The sequence below is a fragment of the Hungatella sp. genome (genome assembly GCF_046966825.1).
Map to the genome: position 1 here is coordinate 47,574 of NZ_JBKVCZ010000028.1, position 16,799 is coordinate 64,372.

At 48.8% G+C, this 16,799-nt stretch carries 13 protein-coding genes; all 13 read left to right on the forward strand.

Annotation, left to right across the window (positions count from 1 at the left end; all coding sequences use genetic code 11):
* The first annotated feature begins 5 nt into the window (after positions 1 to 5).
* A complete protein-coding gene (locus ACLTD4_RS11365) occupies positions 6 to 1,661 on the forward strand; it encodes a plasmid pRiA4b ORF-3 family protein (protein ID WP_117633868.1) in 1,656 nt (551 codons plus the stop codon).
* 332 nt (positions 1,662 to 1,993) lie between these two features.
* Entirely contained in the window at positions 1,994 to 2,344 is a 351-nt protein-coding gene (locus tag ACLTD4_RS11370; RefSeq protein ID WP_242353322.1) for a hypothetical protein, read from the forward strand.
* 127 nt (positions 2,345 to 2,471) lie between these two features.
* Positions 2,472 to 3,509, forward strand: a complete 1,038-nt coding sequence (locus tag ACLTD4_RS11375) for a DNA polymerase beta superfamily protein (RefSeq protein ID WP_055654452.1) — start codon at positions 2,472 to 2,474, stop codon at positions 3,507 to 3,509.
* Entirely contained in the window at positions 3,499 to 4,296 is a 798-nt protein-coding gene (locus tag ACLTD4_RS11380; protein WP_117621193.1) for a nucleotidyltransferase domain-containing protein, read from the forward strand. The genes ACLTD4_RS11375 and ACLTD4_RS11380 overlap by 11 nt, the downstream gene beginning before the upstream one ends.
* Before the next feature lie 17 nt (positions 4,297 to 4,313).
* Positions 4,314 to 5,447, forward strand: a complete 1,134-nt coding sequence (locus ACLTD4_RS11385; protein WP_117621192.1) for a Gfo/Idh/MocA family protein — start codon at positions 4,314 to 4,316, stop codon at positions 5,445 to 5,447.
* A 61-nt stretch (positions 5,448 to 5,508) separates the two neighbouring features.
* Positions 5,509 to 8,865: a DEAD/DEAH box helicase gene (locus tag ACLTD4_RS11390; RefSeq protein WP_117621191.1), complete on the forward strand. Its 3,357-nt coding sequence runs from the start codon at positions 5,509 to 5,511 to the stop codon at positions 8,863 to 8,865.
* Between the two features lie 57 nt (positions 8,866 to 8,922).
* Complete coding sequence (locus ACLTD4_RS11395; RefSeq protein WP_242353210.1) at positions 8,923 to 10,524, forward strand: helix-turn-helix domain-containing protein; 1,602 nt, start codon at positions 8,923 to 8,925, stop codon at positions 10,522 to 10,524.
* 16 nt (positions 10,525 to 10,540) lie between these two features.
* Positions 10,541 to 11,389: a sensor histidine kinase gene (locus ACLTD4_RS11400; RefSeq protein ID WP_117621189.1), complete on the forward strand. Its 849-nt coding sequence runs from the start codon at positions 10,541 to 10,543 to the stop codon at positions 11,387 to 11,389.
* Positions 11,390 to 11,400: 11 nt separating this feature from the next.
* On the forward strand, positions 11,401 to 12,774 hold the full coding sequence (locus ACLTD4_RS11405) for a hypothetical protein (protein ID WP_242353211.1): 1,374 nt from the start codon (positions 11,401 to 11,403) through the stop codon (positions 12,772 to 12,774).
* Positions 12,771 to 13,679, forward strand: coding sequence for an ABC transporter permease subunit (locus tag ACLTD4_RS11410; protein ID WP_117621187.1), 909 nt, complete (start codon positions 12,771 to 12,773; stop codon positions 13,677 to 13,679). The genes ACLTD4_RS11405 and ACLTD4_RS11410 overlap by 4 nt, the downstream gene beginning before the upstream one ends.
* A 94-nt stretch (positions 13,680 to 13,773) precedes the next feature.
* Complete coding sequence (locus ACLTD4_RS11415) at positions 13,774 to 14,811, forward strand: sugar ABC transporter substrate-binding protein (protein ID WP_117621186.1); 1,038 nt, start codon at positions 13,774 to 13,776, stop codon at positions 14,809 to 14,811.
* Between the two features lie 82 nt (positions 14,812 to 14,893).
* Entirely contained in the window at positions 14,894 to 16,396 is a 1,503-nt protein-coding gene (locus tag ACLTD4_RS11420; protein ID WP_117621185.1) for a sugar ABC transporter ATP-binding protein, read from the forward strand.
* Positions 16,383 to 16,790: an ABC transporter permease gene (locus ACLTD4_RS11425; protein WP_412331317.1), complete on the forward strand. Its 408-nt coding sequence runs from the start codon at positions 16,383 to 16,385 to the stop codon at positions 16,788 to 16,790. Before ACLTD4_RS11420 ends, ACLTD4_RS11425 begins: the two co-directional genes overlap by 14 nt.
* Positions 16,791 to 16,799: the final 9 nt, after the last annotated feature.

The following is a 16,799-nucleotide window of genomic DNA, read 5'->3' on the forward strand; positions in this document are numbered from 1 at the left end:
TTTTCATGGGAGCTTATCAGTTCAAGATCGTTATAAAAGGGAGTAAACCACCAATCTGGAGAAGGGTTCTGGTTCCTCAGGGGATTACGTTTGAGCAGCTGCACCAGATTATTCAGGCCGTATTCTGCTGGTCGGATTACCATCTCTATGAGTTTGAGTTCCGTACAATGGGAATTCGGGTGAGAGATGACAGGATGGAGGAAGACTTTGACATGCCCGGGACCATCTCCAGCGGTACGGTTATCGATGAACTGGTGGCTGATACGAAGAAATTTACATATACATACGATCTGGGAGATAACTGGGAACATACCATCGAGGTGGAAAAGGTTCTGGAGGAAGATACGGAGCCGTATGCGCGGGTGACGAAGTATAAGGGCGACGTCATACCGGAGGACTGCGGCGGAATCTGCGGATACTATCAGCTTCTGGATACGCTGGCGGACCCGCAGAGGCTGGCCGCGTATAACGAAGAAAACGGATTTGATTATAAAGAGTGGGCCGAGAGCCAGGGAATGCGCGAGTATGATGCGGATCTGGTCAATGAAGCGCTTAAACAGCTGGCTTTCCCTGATGGCAGTATGCCGGAGCAGGAAGGTGTGAAGCTGGCCGATATCTTCCGGTTTTACGACAAGGAGACCATCACAGAGCTGGCAAAGCGCCACGGCTTAAGCGGATATTCGAAGCTTAAAAAGGAAGAGCTGATCCGTAAGACGGCGGAATACATGCTCTGTCCGGAGGTGATGAGCGACTACTTTGTCTGTGCGAGAGATGCAGAGATCAGGCTGTTTGAACAGGTTCTGCAGGGAGAAGGCCATATTCCCTATATTGAACAGGAAAATATGGATTATCTCTATGCCGGCGGCTATGTGACAATGGAGATGAGCCCTGAACTCTATATGGTGGCTGACGATGTGAAGCAGGCGTATGAAGTCATCAATACGGAAGCGTTTCAGGCGGTAAGGAGGCGGATCAGCCGCATCGGAGATTATCTGTGCGCCGCCAACGCGCTGTACGCGGTGACTCCGGTCTCCCTGGTTCTGGAGATATTCAATAAGTATGAAGCGAAAAAGCTGACGGAAGAGGAACTGACAGACGCGTACAGGATACTGTATGCGGCCCGTCCCGAGGTGGAACTGATCGAAGGCCGGTTCGTGGACTGTGTGCTGGCCGAGCAGAAGTCGTATGACGAACTGTACAGCAGACAGCGGAACGTCCCTTACTACATTCCGAATCCGAGGGAAATCGAGTGGATGGCGGACAACGGTGGATTCCTGATGAGCAGGGAGCTGCAGCAATTTGGAGAATTCTTAACAAAAGGATTAGGCGTCGGGGACGAGCGGATCCCGTATATTTTACGGGATGTCCAGTCTGCAATCAGTGTCGGCTCCGATTTACAGACCGTGGTAGACGAGCTTGAGACCTATGGAGTCATATTCCGCGGGCAGGAGGAACTGGAGAAGTTCACCAGCCAGATCATGGACGTGTGGAACAGCACGCGTATGGTACTGAACCGTGGGTATACGCCTCATGAGATGGTGATCAGAGGCTTCAGCCAGGCCGCGGAACCGCGCAGGAACGTTCAGAAAATCTATCCTAACGATCCGTGCCCGTGCGGAAGCGGCAAGAAATATAAGAAGTGCTGCGGGAAGAAGCGGTAGGAAATAGTATTGAGATGTGATTGGAAAAACAGAAGATAATGTGTGGAAAAGCGGAAATGGCCGGATTGAAGAAGGCAGTTTCCGCTTTTTTGGAATAATCAGGAAAATAATCCTTGAATGGAATGAGAAGGATAAAAGTTAGGAATTAAATCCTGACTTTTGTTGATGCTGCCTCTTTCCTTTTCAGAATTCTGTGGTGCGCTGACCGAGACCGATCTTTCCATGCAGCAGAAGTTTGCCAGGTATCTGGAATTTAGTTCATTTCCGCGGGGCGTTACAATATAAAAGGGAAGCAGTATTTAACACAGCAAAGCAAATACTATGCGGTCGATATCGGTCTGCGAAATGTCCTTGTGCGGGGAAAGGACAGCGACGTGGGACATATCCTGGAAAATATTGTTTATCTGGAGCTGCTGCGCCGCGGGTACCGGGTTTATGTCGGACAGATGAGTGACGGCGAAGTGGATTTTGTGGCGATAAGTTCGGAGGAAACCATTTATTATCAGGTGGCGGCAACCACATTGGAGGAATCGACGCTGGAAAGGGAACTTGCACCTCTCAGAAAGATCCAGGACAATTATCCCAAGTATCTCTTAACACTGGATGAATTGTTTAATAATGTGGATTATGAAGGAATTAAAAAAAGAAATGTGCTTGAATGGCTCTTAAAGAAAAGTCAATAGATATGGTCACGCAGTACCCGATGGTTCCCGAATATGGAATTATCGGGTATTTTTAAACGCTTATTGGCATTTTTCCGGGGAGCAGTTATACTATAAGTATTATATTTGCAGGAAAGGGGGAACCCCCATGAGTGGAACAGAGCAGCATCTAACACAGCAGCTTCTGGCACAACCGCAGTACGGCTTTTTGAAAACGGATCCCCATCTGGGAAAACATATTATTCTGCTGGGGCTGGCGGGCAGTTATGCCTATGGGACGAATCAGGAAAACAGTGATATTGATGTCCGGGGAGTGACATTAAACAGGAGGTCCGATTTGATTGGAATGACCTCTTATGACCAGTATACAGATGAGAATACGGACACGGTAATCTATGCGTTTAACAAGATTATACGGCTTTTGCTGGAGTGCAATCCCAACACGTGTGAGCTGCTGGGGCTGAATGAAGAGCACTATTTATACCTGTCTCCCATCGGGAGGGAGCTTCTGGCCAACCGCCGTCTATTCCTTTCCAGGAGGGCGATCCAGTCCTTCGGGGGATACGCGGACCAGCAGCTGAGGCGGCTCCAGAACGCGCTGGCGCGGGACCGGATGGCTTCGGAGGAACGGGAAAGACACATCTACAATTCCGTGAAGAACGCCATGTATGAGTTTAAGGAGCGCTACCGGATTACCGATTACGGTTCTCTGAACATTTATATCGATGAGGCTGAAAATCCGGAGATGGACACGGAGATATTTCTGGATGCTTTAGTTTCTCACTATCCGCTTCGGGATTACCGGAACATATGGGGTGAGATGAATAACATTGTTAAAGAGTATGATAAGATTGGAAAACGGAACAGGAAGAAGGACGACAACCATTTAAACAAGCATGCCATGCATTTGATCCGCCTGTTTATGATGGCGATTGATATTCTGGAGAAGGAAGATATTATTACGTATCGGAAGGACGAGCATGAGCTTCTGATGAAAATCCGGCGGGGAGAATTTCAGAAGGAGGACGGCACCTACCGGACGGAATTTTATGAGATTCTGGCAGACTACGAAAAGCGGCTTCATGAGGCTGCTGCGAACACATCACTTCCGGATGAGCCGGATTATGAGCGCGTGCAGGAGTTCGTCATGAGCGTCAACGAAAGGGTGGTAAGAGATGAGATATAAGGATTTTGAAGGAACGCTGGAGGAACTGGTGGAACAGAAGCTTCAGGAGATAGAGGAAAAGGAACACGTTCGGATTCTTCACGCAGTGGAATCCGGAAGCCGTTCCTGGGGATTTGCATCCCCGGACAGCGATTACGACGTTCGGTTTATCTATGTGCGCCGTCCGGAGGATTACTTAAAGCTGGAACCCGCCCGCGACGTGATCGAGTGGGAGCTGGACGAAACGCTCGATATCAATGGCTGGGATTTGCAGAAGGCACTGCGCCAGTATCATCGATCGAATTCCACACTGTTTGAATGGGCGAACTCGCCGGTCATCTACCGCACGACAGAGGAATGGAGGCAGATACACCAGGCGGCGTCCGTGTACTTTTCTGAAAAGGCGGCCATGTACCATTATTACGGAACGGCGAAGAGCAACTTCCTGGAGTTTCTGCAGGGAGACACGGTGAAATATAAGAAATATTTCTATGTGATCCGTCCGGTCCTGGCGTGTAAGTGGATTGAGGAACACGCGTGCCCGCCGCCGGTGCTTTTTTCGGAGCTGATGGAAGCGGTCCGCGGCTGCGGTGACCTGGCAAAAGTCCTGGCGGCCATTGAGAAGCTGCTGGAGATCAAAGCAATGACGCCGGAAAGCGGATCAGGAGAACGGATCGAAGTTTTGAACCATTTTATTGAAGGACAGCTGGATTACTATAAAGCGCTGCTGGACAAAAAGACGGACGACAGGAGAGAGAGCTGGGACGTGCTGGACCGGCTGTTTCTGGAAAGTCTGAAGGTGCGATAACCGGAAAGGAGATTCCTATGAAAATGACGATAGACAGGACTGCACTGGAGAAAAAGCCGCTTCGCTTTGTGGTGATCGGTTCCGGCTGGCGTTCTCTGTTTTACTGGAGAATTGCCTGTGCGTATCCGGAGCTGTTTACCATGGAGGCGATGCTCTGCAGGACGGAAGAGAAGGCCGGGCACATGAGAAAACAGTACGGTGTTCCAGCCGTGACATCGGAGGCCTCCTGTGAGGCCATGAAGCCGGATTTCGTGGTGGTGGCAGTAAACAAGGCGTCGATCTTTCCGGTAACGAAGCAATGGGCCGGGAAGGGCTTTCCGGTGCTCTGCGAGACTCCGGCGGCGCTGGAACTGGATGAGCTTAAGGAACTCTGGCGTATGAAGATGGAGGAAGGTGCAAAAATACAGGTGGCGGAGCAGTATTTTCTCTACCCTTCCTTTGCCGCAGCTGCGGAAGTGGTCAGGCGCGGATTTTTAGGAGAGGCCTCCATGATGACGCTGTCAGCCGTTCACGACTACCATGGCGCAAGCATCATCCGCCGTATGCTGGGGACGGGACTTCAGAATATGACTATTTACGGGAAGGAATACCCGTTTACGCTGATGGAGACAGACTCCAGAGATGGGGCCATCACAGACGGCCGCATGTCGGAGCGGATGAGGCGGCGGGTTACATTTGAATTTGAAGACGGGAAAACGGCTTTTTACGATTTCAGCAGTGTGCAGTACCATTCTTATATCAGGAGCAGGCATTTGAACGTTCAGGGTATGACGGGGGAATTAAATGACTGGACAGTGCGGTATGTGAAGGAAGAGGTACAGCCTTCGGGAAGGCGCTTCCTGCCAATGGAACAGACGATGAGCGTGGAACGGAACGCGTCCGGCGGCGGCATCATCCGGATTTCCCTGGGAGAAGAACAACTTTATGTAAACCCATTTGTACATATGGGACTGAAACAGGTTCTGCCTCAGGACGAGACCGCCATTGCCGTTCTCATGATGGGAATGAGGCGGTATATCGAAGAGGGGCTGGAGTGCTATCCTCTGGCGGAAGGGCTTCAGGACGCCTATGCGCTGATCCTGGTCAATGAAGCGCTGAAAAGTCCGGGGCGTCCGGTCCGGTCCGAGACCCAGATATGGGCAGGAATATAGAATCAGGGCAGCAGTAGGGAAGACAGTTTCAGACAGAGAGAAAACGGGGTAGAGAGACAGTATGATAACGATTAAGGCAATCAGAGTGGAAGCCAGTCCTCAGTCATTTACGAAAGGAAATCAGTTGTACCGAAGAGGAATGGTGGAAGATCTGGATTTTCAGAATATCGATGGTAAGCTGGAGGCAAGTGCATGGGTAGAGGGATCTTATGATAACCGCTACCAGGTGGAAATGACATACAGTCTGAAGAGCCATACATTTACACGGTACTACTGTGAATGTCCGGCCTACCAGTCTTATGACGGGATGTGCAAGCACTGTGTCGCGGTCGCGCTGGAGATGATGGAACGTGATGCGGAGAGAGAAGAAGTATCTGGGGAAGCAGACAGAGTATCTGCTGCCGCACCGGCTGCGACACCGGCTGCGACACCGGCTGTGACACCGGCTGCGGCCGCCAGACTGAAGCAGCCGCCGACAGATACCGCGGTTAAAAAACTGATATTTGCCAGCACTATTCGGGAAAATGCCTGCTATTTCCAGCCTGAGGTAAATGGAAATATAAGGCTGGTTCCTATTCTGCACCGGGATGCAGAGGGGTGGATGGTTGAGTTTAAAATCGGTTCGGATCATCTGTATGTATTAAAGGATATTACCGCTATGGTAAATGCTCTGAAAGAAGAAAAGTATGTACACTATGGACAGAAACTGGCATTTTACCATGTAAAAAGCGCATTTACTGAGGAGAGCCGCAGACTGGTGGATTTTCTGGAAGACTGTGTGAATCAGGAGCAGGACTTTATTACGGAATTGTATGTGATGCGGCGCAGTTACCTGCCCACAGCAGCTTCTGCACGGAATCTGGTTCTGTCAGGTGATAAAATGGTGCGCTTTTTGCAGGCAGTGGGGCCGGGATTCATTGCGCTTCAATCCAGATTCTCCAATCTGACCCGGATAAAGATTGTGGAAAAGGATCCTGTACTTGGATTTTCTATTGTGGAACGGAGTAGTGGCGGCTGTCTTATTTCCGTTCCCAGAGGGGAAGCGTTTGTAAGTAAAAACGGGCTGTGTGTTTTTACAGAAGATACCATATATTTATGCAGTGAGGAGTTCGGAACGCATATGGGTGGTATCTGTGGTCTGATGGAGCCGTATAAGGAACAGGAATATCATGTAAATGAAGAAGATATGCCGGTGCTCTGTACCTCGGTACTGCCTTCGCTGGAGGAGTATTCAGTCCTTAAAAAGCCGGATTCACTGGAACGTTATATGCCGAAGCCGTGTGAAATACTCCTATATCTGGATTATGTGGACCGGACTCTGATTGCATCTGTTTACAGCCAGTATGGAGAGGTGCGTTATAATCTGATTGAGGGACTGGAGGTCAAGGATTTATATCGTGATATGAAAAAGGAGCAGTATGCGGCGAAGCTGGCAGGCAGTTATTTCCAATATGCAGACGAGGAGAAAAATCTGCTGTATATTCCGGAAGAGGACGAAGAGGCGCAGTATCGTCTGCTCAGCACCGGAATTGCGCAGTTTCAGCAGATAGCTGAGGTATATATTTCTGAGTCCTTAAAAAGGCTGAGGGTCTTGAAGTCACCTAAAATAACCATGGGAATTACCAGGAACAGCGGACTGCTGGATATTACACTCCAGACTGAGCGGTTAGAGCCGGGAGAGTTGGAGGGGCTGCTGTCAAGCTACCGGAGGAGGAGAAAATATTACCGCTTAAAGAATGGAGATTTTCTGGAGTTGGAGGATAATGGACTGTCGGCAGTGGCAGAACTGGCCGAAGGGCTGGAGCTGAGTGTGGAGGAACTGGAGGAAGGCCATATCCGGGTACCGGAATACCGATCCTTTTATTTAGACCAGGTTCTGCGGGAGAATGAAGGGATCGTAGAAGTTAAACGCAGTTCATCCTATAAGGCATTTCTGCGGTCCATGAAAAATGTGGAGGACAGCGACTATGAGGTTCCGTCCGGATTGAACGCGGAGCTACGGCCGTATCAGAAGTTTGGATTCCGATGGCTCATGACTCTGGGGGCGATGGGATTCGGCGGAATTTTGGCCGACGATATGGGGCTTGGGAAGACTGTTCAGGCGATCGCGTATCTGGTGGCGGTGAAGGAAAATTATGAGGGGGATACGCACCGGCACAGCCTTATTATTTGCCCGGCTTCCCTTGTCTATAACTGGGAGAGTGAAATACACCGGTTCGCGCCCGGACTGACTGTGGAGACGGTTGTGGGAGGGGCCGGGAGCAGGAAGGAAAAGATACGGAAAAGCAGGGCGGATATTCTGCTCACATCCTATGACTTATTAAAACGGGATGTGGAGGCGTATCAGGAGGCTCTGTTTGATACTGTTTTCATCGATGAGGCGCAGAATATTAAAAATCATGGAACGCAGACAGCGAAAGCGGTGAAGGCCCTTGGCTGTGCCCGTAGGTTTGCGCTGACCGGGACGCCTATAGAAAATTCACTGAGTGAGCTGTGGAGTATCTTTGATTTTCTGATGCCCGGATTTTTAGGAGGCTATAAGCATTTTAAGGAGAAGTATGAGCAGCCTGTGTCTGCGAGACAGGATGAGGTGGCTGCGGAACGGCTGCGGCGGATGATAAGGCCGTTTATCCTGAGGCGTCTGAAGAAAGAGGTCTTAAAGGAACTGCCGGACAAGCTGGAAGAGGTGGTGTATTCCCGCATGGAGACGGCGCAGAGGGAGATCTATGAGGCCAGAGTGCAGAGGCTTCTCGACTCTCTTTCGAAACAGAGCCAGGAGGAGTACCGGGTCGGAAAGCTGCAGATACTGGCGGAGCTGACTCATTTGCGTCAGCTCTGCTGTGATCCGTCGCTGGTGTATGAGAACTATAACGGCGGGGCGGCAAAGGTGGATACGTGTGTGGAACTGGTGAATAATGCGGTGGAAGCGGGAAATAAGGTTCTTCTGTTTTCACAGTTTACGTCCATGCTGGATATTATCCGGAGACGGCTCGATGAGGAGGGGATCGGTTATTACATCCTGACGGGATCGACCTCCAAGGAAAAGCGGAATGAACTGGTGAAGTCCTTTAACGGGGATGGACCGCCTGTCTTTTTAATCTCCTTAAAGGCTGGAGGAACGGGGCTTAACTTAACTGCCGCCAGTATCGTGATCCATTTCGATCCGTGGTGGAACCAGGCGGCCCAGAACCAGGCCACAGACCGCGCCCACAGAATCGGGCAGCAGCAGGTGGTCACGGTGTATAAGCTGATTATGAAGGACACTCTGGAGGAGAAGATTCTGGAAATGCAGGAGAGAAAGGCGGGGCTGTCTGAGGAGATTATGGCGGATGGAAGCATCAGCGAGGTGATTGGGTCGAAGGAGGAGTTTATGGAGATTCTGCGAGGGGCGGCGAAAGAATCGGCGGGCAGTCAGTAAGTGGCGGCAGGACAGAATAAAACCAGCAGATGAAAGATACGGGGGATGAAGAAATACATGCTTAAAGTATTAATTGCAGACGATGAATATAAGGTAGGCTTTTTAGTTAAAAAGTTAATTGATTGGGATAAGCTGAATCTGGAGTTTGCCGGGCTTGTGCAGGATGGGATGACCGCATATGAGAAGATATGCGAGTGCGCCCCGGATATTGTGATTACGGATATCCGTATGCCGGTTTTAAGCGGCCTGGAACTGATAAAGAAGGTGATTGATGAGGGACGCAGTGTCCATTTTATTGTAATCAGCGGATATAAATACTTCGAATACGCCCAGCAGGCTATAAAATATGGTGTGGAGGACTATCTTTTGAAGCCGATTGACGAGGTGGAGCTAAACCAGATCTTGAAGAAGATTGCGGACACGGAGACAAACAGGGAGAAAGAGAGCCGCAGCGTGGATACGATGGTAAAAAAACTTCATGACAGCCGTTATATCCTTCACAGAGAGTTTTTAAATTCCATATCCGGGGACTGGGAGATGAATCTGGAGGAGGTCAATAAGAATTACGGCCTGAATTTCGGAGACGGTCTGTTTCGGGTTATCTGCTGTAAACTGGACGGCGACAACCGTGTGGAGAAGAATGAGCAGCAAATAAACCTGATCTTAAAAAAGACGGGAGCACTGGTGGAACAGGCGTTTCAGGGGTGTGTACGCGACATTGCTATTACTTATCAGAAAAATTCTGCCGTTACGGCAGTCATCAATTATACGGCTGAATGCAGAGACGAGGTGGAACAGCGGATTGACAGGCTGTTTCAGTCACAGATGGACTACTTAAGCGGATTTGAACACTACGAGCTGACGATGGGACTGAGCTCGGAATGCGGGGAATTCGGCAGACTTCATGTGGCAGTGGAGACAGCCAGGGAAGCTGTGGCGTGCCGGATTCTGGGCGGAGCCGGGAGACAGATTGACGAGCGGTCCATAGAACGGGATTCTACAGTCTGTGCGGAGGAGATCTGCGGGGAGCTGGAGGAGAAGCTGGCCGGAGCAGTGGAAACCGCAAGATACGACGATGTGAAGTATATGATCGGACTGGCGTTCCACGAGGCCAGAAAGCGCAGGGCGTTTGCAAGTGAGTATTATCAACTGGCAGGGCTCCTGTTTCAGTGTTATCTGGAGCTTAATCCATTTAAAAGTCCGGCAGATAATGTGGAACTGAAGGAACGTTGGAAAGAGGGTGCTGGAAACTGTGATTCTGTTCCGGCCTTAACGGAATATGTAGCAGAACAGGTAACCGCCGATCTTATGGCGTGTGTGGAGGCAAGCCGTGAGAAAGAGCGGAGACCAGTCTTAACCGCGGCAGAGTATATCAAAAAGAATTACAGCCAGAAGCTTTCTTTGGAAGAAATTGCTGAGCAGGGAGGGTTCAATATGAATTACTTCTCCGAACTGTTTAAGAAAGAGACGGGAAAGACATTTACCGCCTATGTGACGGATGTCCGGATGGAGGAGGCTAAAAAGCTTCTTAGGGATACGGATATGCCTGTTTACGAGGTGGCGGGGGCCGTGGGTTATAAGGATTCAAAATTTTTCAGCCAGCAGTTTGTGAAGACAGTCGGAATCAAGCCTATGGAATACCGGAAGCTTTATTATTAAGAGATGGAGAAGTAGGATGGAGATTGCCGTGACGACGGCAGTGCTGGCGACAGCAGCCTGTATGCTGCTGGGGCTGTATTGCCTTTATTTAAAAAATAGGATAAAAAAGGTGGAAGCTGAACGGGAACGCCAGTTGTCAGAGCTGGAGGAAAAACTTCAGGATGAATATTCGGTCCGCATGGTGGACAAGCAGGCTAAGCTTTCCGCGCTCCAGAGTCAGATCAACCCCCATTTTTTGTATAATACGCTGGAGTGCATCCGGAGTGAGGCACTTCTTTATGATTGTGACAGTATTGCCAGAATGGCCAAGGCACTGGCGTCCTTTTTCCGCTACAGTATCAGCAAGAAGGAGAATATTGTGACACTCCGGGAGGAATTCAATAATATCGAAAACTACTTTCTGATTCAGAGCTATCGGTTTGATGATAAATTCTCTTTTGAGATTTTGGCCGCGCCGGAGGACAGAGAAGCATATTCCTGCCTGATTCCCAAGCTGTCCCTGCAGCCGATTGTGGAGAATGCCATTTTCCATGGGCTGGAGACGAAACCGGATAAGGGAAAGGTTACGATCCGGGTAGAGATGACAGAAAAGAATGTGATTATTATTGTATCGGATGATGGTGTGGGAATCGGGAGAGAGGAACTGGAGCGGATGCGGGATTCGCTAAAAAACTCCAGGAAAGAAACGGATCAGGAGGGTAAATCTCCGGGAGAACGGGGTAATGGAATCGCGCTCACCAATGTCAGCCAGAGAATTAAGCTGATTTTCGGGGAGGATTATGGACTGAATCTATACAGTACGAAAGGAATTGGCACGGATGTGGAAATCATTCTGCCGATTATGACGGATAAGTCTTTGATATGAAGAGAGAACTGTTGTTATTAAAAAAAGTGACTGTCGAGGGTGCAGACAGCAGTAACAGGCTGTACGATGTGGATTTGATCCTGCGGGAGTCAGAGTGCTTCTGCCTTGTCAGTGCGGTGCATCAGAAGGAAGTCCTTGTGGAGTTTTTGCAGGGATTGGGAAAACAGATTTCCGGAAGCATTAGGATTAAGGGAATGGAACTGAACCAGGCAGACAGGAAAACACTGGAGAAAAATAAGGTATTTGTGATCAGCAGGATTACACCGTATATGAATACTTTAAATATTGGTGAAAATATCTTTCTCCTCAGAAGGAACAGCTTAAAAAAGGTTGTAATCAATGAGTGTGCGATCCGAAGCCAGACGGAATACTATTTTGAAAAATATAATATAGAGCTTGATCTGGACACGGCTTCGGAGACCTTAAGCAATGCGGATAAGATTATCATCGGAATAATCAGAAGCGTGTCTCAGGGGGGGAGGCTGCTTGTTCTTTCCGATACGTCGGGGGCATTTTCCCAAAAAGAAATGATGCGTCTCACTTCTCTGATTGAAAGACTTAAGAAGGAAGGGATCGGAATTCTGATTTCAGATAATAATCCCGAGGCATTTTACTGTGTGGCAGACCGCCTTGTTATTTTCAAACACAGGAAGATCGCAAAGAAAATTTACGATCCAGAGCAGTTTCCGCAGGCATCGGATATCATTCTCCGCGGAACAAATGCCGGGGAGGGAAGCAAGAAGGAGAAGACGAAAGGTGTAGCTTCCATACGTATTAACGGATTGAAGGCAGGAGAACGCACGGTTTCCATAGAGGTCTGTAAGGGAGAGATTGTATTGGTTTCTCGTGAGGCCGCGCCTATAGACTGCTTTTGGGATCAGTGCCAGCGGTCCTCAGACAGCGGTTTGGAGTTCATTATTGACGGAAAAAAGGTTGCGTCCCATACAATGGCTGATCTGGTCAAAAACAGAGTGGGAATGATAAGCTGTGAGATATCCCGTATGGGAGTAATGAGAAATCTGACTAAAGAGGACAACATTCTGATGCCTTCTTACCGGAAGATCAGCGGCAGGCTCGGATTTTACCGCAAAGCATCCTCGTATATCTTAAGAGATAACTTTCTGTTTGAGGATGGAGAAGCCTTAGATGATATTGATTTTGAAAAAAATGGGTGGAAGCTGGTTTTTTACCGGTGGAAGCTTTTTAATCCGCGTGTTTTGATCGTTCATAACTGTATTACGGCAGCGGATCTATGGGAGCGGGACTGGATTAAAAAGCGGCTGATCGAGATGGCGGAGAGGGGGACTGCCGTGATCCTGCTGGAAAATGAGGCGGCATTCTGTTCCGGCTTTTCCGACAGAGTATGGACGGTGGATAAGGTATGAAGATACGAAAGGTTATACGGGTGAATGTTCTGAATATCGTGGTATGGGCCGTGTTTTTTATTATATGGGCGGCCGGTATGTCCAGTAATGTGTACTGGTCCGTCACACGGCAGCTTTTGACCATGATTTTCATGACATTTGGCCTTATGATTCAGATGATAAGCGGCGTGCTGGATTTGTCATTTGCCGCTGAAATATCGGCATCGACCTGTATCGGTGCCTGTTTGCTGCGTACAGGGATGCCTCTCGCGCCGGCGATGGCTGCGGTGCTCGTGTGCCATCTGGGACTGGGAGCTTTAAAAGGGTTTCTGGTAGCTAGTCTGCGCGTCAATCCGGTCATCATCACCCTGGCGCTTCAGATCATAGTGAGTAATTTATCAGGTCTGTTTACCGGTGACCACATGGTTATTTTCAACCGAAAGGATGTGTATGCGAGCCATGCCTTCTGGCTGTCTCTCTTTGTCCTGGCCGTGGTTTCCAGTCTTTTTTTGTGCTTTTTTCTCAAAAGAACCTATTATGGAAAATATCTTCGGATGCTGGGAGAAAATCCGGCAGCTGTCAGGGAGAGCGGACTGAATCATACGGCTATCCGGATGATAATCAGTATGGCGGCCTCGGTTTTTTATGGAATTGCGGCCATGATTCTGCTATTTATCACTTCATCGGGCAGCTCATCTAACGGCAGCCATTATCTCTATCCGGTCATCGCGGCAGCCTGTATGGGAGGAATCAGCTTTTTAAATGGCAGAGGAAAGGTATTTGGTGCGTGGTTGGGAACTCTGAGCGCTGTCATGTTCATGCATATTATCGTGATTCTGGGAATCCAGAGCAGCTTTGAGACGATTCTGGAGGGCCTGATTATCATCATTTCCATTCTATTGGCGGTAAAAACTGCAAACAACTGAAAATAGTCCCCTTAAATCTGAAAATCCCCTCATTGAGAGTTTGGGTACGACAGGGTATCATTAAGACATCAAAAATCTCAGGGAGGAAGCAAAAATGAAAAAACAGTTAGCAGCATTACTTTGTGGAACCATGCTTTTAACGGCAGCGCTCAGCGGCTGTACCATGAATTCACCGGTTGAGGGAAAAGCGGAGACAACCACCGCGGCAAAGACGACCGATGCGGAAACGAGCGGAGCGAATGGCATGGAAAGTGAAGGCACAAAGGCCGTGTCAGAGAAGGCTAAAATTGGTCTTCTGGCGCCAACTCTTCAGACCGAGTTTTTTATTAACATAGACGACGGTTTAAAGAAGGAATGCGAGGCCAGAGGCTGGGACTATGTAGCGGTCAGCTTTGACAATGATTCTGCGACAGCAGTTACTTCTATTGAAAATATGGTCACCGGAAAGTGTGATGTGATTGTCGCCATGGTATCCGATGAATCGTGTGACGATGCTTTAAGAAAGGCACAGGAGGCCGGAGTAAAAATCATTGAATGCGGTGTGCAGACGGAAGTATTTGACGTTTGTTTGAATACAGACCAATATACGATCGGCAAAGAGATCGGCACTATGGCTGGGGAATGGATCAACAGTACACTGGATGGAAAAGGAAAAGTAGTCGTTTATACCACCTTCCAGAACACGGATATGCAGAATCGCGGAAACGGGATTCAGGACGGGCTAAAGGCCGCCGCCCCCGATGCAGAGATTCTGGAGGTTGTTGACATCGGAAAAGACGTGGTTGGCTCTGGCACCACGACGACGGAGACCATGCTTCAGAAATATCCGGAACTCAACTGTATCGCTGCCTATGGCGACGCGGCGGCGGTGGAGTCCTCGGAGGCTGCCAAAGCAGCAGGTAAGAGCGGGGACAACTTCGGTATTTTCTCCTGTGATGGAACAAATCAGGCGTTAAAGGGAATTGCAGAAAACGATCCGATGCATGGAACCATTAAATTCGAGGAAATGGGGCCGATCATGGCTGAATACAGCGAGAGGCTGCTGGCAGGCGAGACATTCCCTGATCCTATTGATTTCCCAACACAGCAGATCACTTCTTCCAACGTTTCAGAATTTTACATAGCGGAGTAGGAGATGTAAGGAGTTCTGGAAACGGAACTCCTTTGTAATTACTGAAAGAGCGATTGTGGCAGAGGAAGAGAGGAGTGGTCAAATGCCGGAGAATACTATATTAAGCGTCAGAAACATCGTAAAGACTTATCCTGGTGTAATCGCGATTAACCATTTTTCCACGGATGTAAGAGAGGGCGAGGTTCACGCTCTGATCGGAGAAAATGGAGCAGGAAAATCCACGCTCATCAAGACCCTGTCGGGGGCCATCACCCCGGATGAGGGAACTGTCTGTGTATGCGGGAAAGAGTTTGCTTCCATGACTCCAAAGCTTGCAAAGGAGCAGGGAATCGAGGTCATCTACCAGGAATTCACACTGGTTCCGGGAATCAGCGCGGCGGAGAACGTATTTCTCGGTGAGAAGACGAAGCCGGGATTATTCGTAGATATTAAGGAGAGGGAGAAGAGGGCCAGGGAACTGTTTGACCGGTTAAATGTGGACATTGATGTCTCAAAACCGGTGAAAAATCTGTCCCCGGCCCACCAGCAGCTGGTGGAGATTGCGAAGGCCGTCAGCAAACAGGTAAAGATTCTGATTATGGACGAACCCACAGCGCCTCTTACAGTCAGCGAGGTGGAGACGCTGTTCCGCATCATTAAGGACTTAAAGAGCCAAGGAGTTACCGTTATTTACATCTCTCACCGACTGGAAGAACTCTTTGAGATCGCGGATCGTGTCACGGTCATGAGGGATGGCTGTTTTGTGGATACAAAGGACATCGCGGGGATAGACAGGAAGCAGCTGATTTCCATGATGGCAGGCCGGGAGCTGAACGAGAGTTATCCTGAAAAGAAATGTAAAATTGGGGAAGAAGTACTGCGGGTGGAACATTTGACTGGAAATGGGGATACGGACATTTCCTTTAACCTTCGGAGAGGGGAAATTTTGGGGTTTGCCGGTCTGGTAGGTGCAGGGAGGACGGAGCTTATGAGAGTCATCTATGGGGCAAATCCGAAAGAAGAGGGCCGTATTATTGTCAATGGAAAGGAAGAAAAGATAATATCCTGCCAGGATGCGATACGGTGTGGAATCGGTTATATCCCGGAGGACCGGAAGAATCACGGTGTATTTTTAAGAATGTCCATCAAATGGAATACGGTAGCCAACAATTTAAAAGGGTATTCCAACGGCCTTTTTGTAGATAAGAAACGCGAGGCTAGGGCAGCGGAGGAATATCAGGATAAATTCAAGATCAAGACTCCAAATCTGGATCAGCTGGTCGGCAACTTATCGGGAGGAAATCAGCAGAAGGTGGTTATTGCGAAGACACTGGCAGCCAACAGTAAGATTATTATTTTCGACGAACCGACGAGGGGAATCGACGTGGGAGCCAAGCATGAGATTTACAAGCTGATGAACGAGCTGGCGGAAGCCGGACACTCTATCATTATGGTATCTTCCGATATGCCGGAGCTTCTCGGTATGTCCGACCGGATCGTGGTCATCTACGAGGGCCGTAAGACGGGTGAATTGCCGAAAGAGAAATTTGACCAGAATTATATATTGGATTTAGCTTCAGGAGGAGAAGAAAATGGAAAAAACTAAGACAAGCTGGATAGATTTATATAAGAAATACGGCATCTATATCTTTTTGGTGGTGGTATGCGCCTTCTTTTCTGTGGCAGCTCCCAATTTTCTGTCAGCGTCCAATTTAATTAATATTCTGCGTCAGGTATCCATGTTTGGAATCGTGGTAATTGGCGTCACCATGGTTATGATCGGCGGTGGAATGGATTTATCGGTTGGCGGACAGATGGCAGTCGTGGGGATGGTAGTAGGGGTTCTGTTGGTTAAATTAAAACTGCCGATTCCGGTGACAGCGCTGATCGGGATACTGACTGGAATTGCGTTTGGTACGGTTAATGGAATTGTAGCCATTAAGTTAAAAATTATTATAAATTATATATGTCTTTTTGACTATCTTTTTATATCTTCTTAAATGTCCGTA

What these genes read in the sequence shown, in the direction of transcription:
- ACLTD4_RS11420 (WP_117621185.1), top strand. Translation starts at nt 14,894, where the DNA reads ATGCCGGAGAATACTATATTAAGCGTCAGAAACATCGTAAAGACTTAT.
- ACLTD4_RS11395 (WP_242353210.1), top strand. Translation starts at nt 8,923, where the DNA reads ATGCTTAAAGTATTAATTGCAGACGATGAATATAAGGTAGGCTTTTTA.
- ACLTD4_RS11415 (WP_117621186.1), top strand. Translation starts at nt 13,774, where the DNA reads ATGAAAAAACAGTTAGCAGCATTACTTTGTGGAACCATGCTTTTAACG.
- ACLTD4_RS11385 (WP_117621192.1), top strand. Translation starts at nt 4,314, where the DNA reads ATGAAAATGACGATAGACAGGACTGCACTGGAGAAAAAGCCGCTTCGC.
- ACLTD4_RS11390 (WP_117621191.1), top strand. Translation starts at nt 5,509, where the DNA reads ATGATAACGATTAAGGCAATCAGAGTGGAAGCCAGTCCTCAGTCATTT.
- ACLTD4_RS11400 (WP_117621189.1), top strand. Translation starts at nt 10,541, where the DNA reads ATGGAGATTGCCGTGACGACGGCAGTGCTGGCGACAGCAGCCTGTATG.
- ACLTD4_RS11425 (WP_412331317.1), top strand. Translation starts at nt 16,383, where the DNA reads ATGGAAAAAACTAAGACAAGCTGGATAGATTTATATAAGAAATACGGC.
- ACLTD4_RS11410 (WP_117621187.1), top strand. Translation starts at nt 12,771, where the DNA reads ATGAAGATACGAAAGGTTATACGGGTGAATGTTCTGAATATCGTGGTA.
- ACLTD4_RS11380 (WP_117621193.1), top strand. Translation starts at nt 3,499, where the DNA reads ATGAGATATAAGGATTTTGAAGGAACGCTGGAGGAACTGGTGGAACAG.
- ACLTD4_RS11375 (WP_055654452.1), top strand. Translation starts at nt 2,472, where the DNA reads ATGAGTGGAACAGAGCAGCATCTAACACAGCAGCTTCTGGCACAACCG.
- ACLTD4_RS11365 (WP_117633868.1), top strand. Translation starts at nt 6, where the DNA reads ATGGGAGCTTATCAGTTCAAGATCGTTATAAAAGGGAGTAAACCACCA.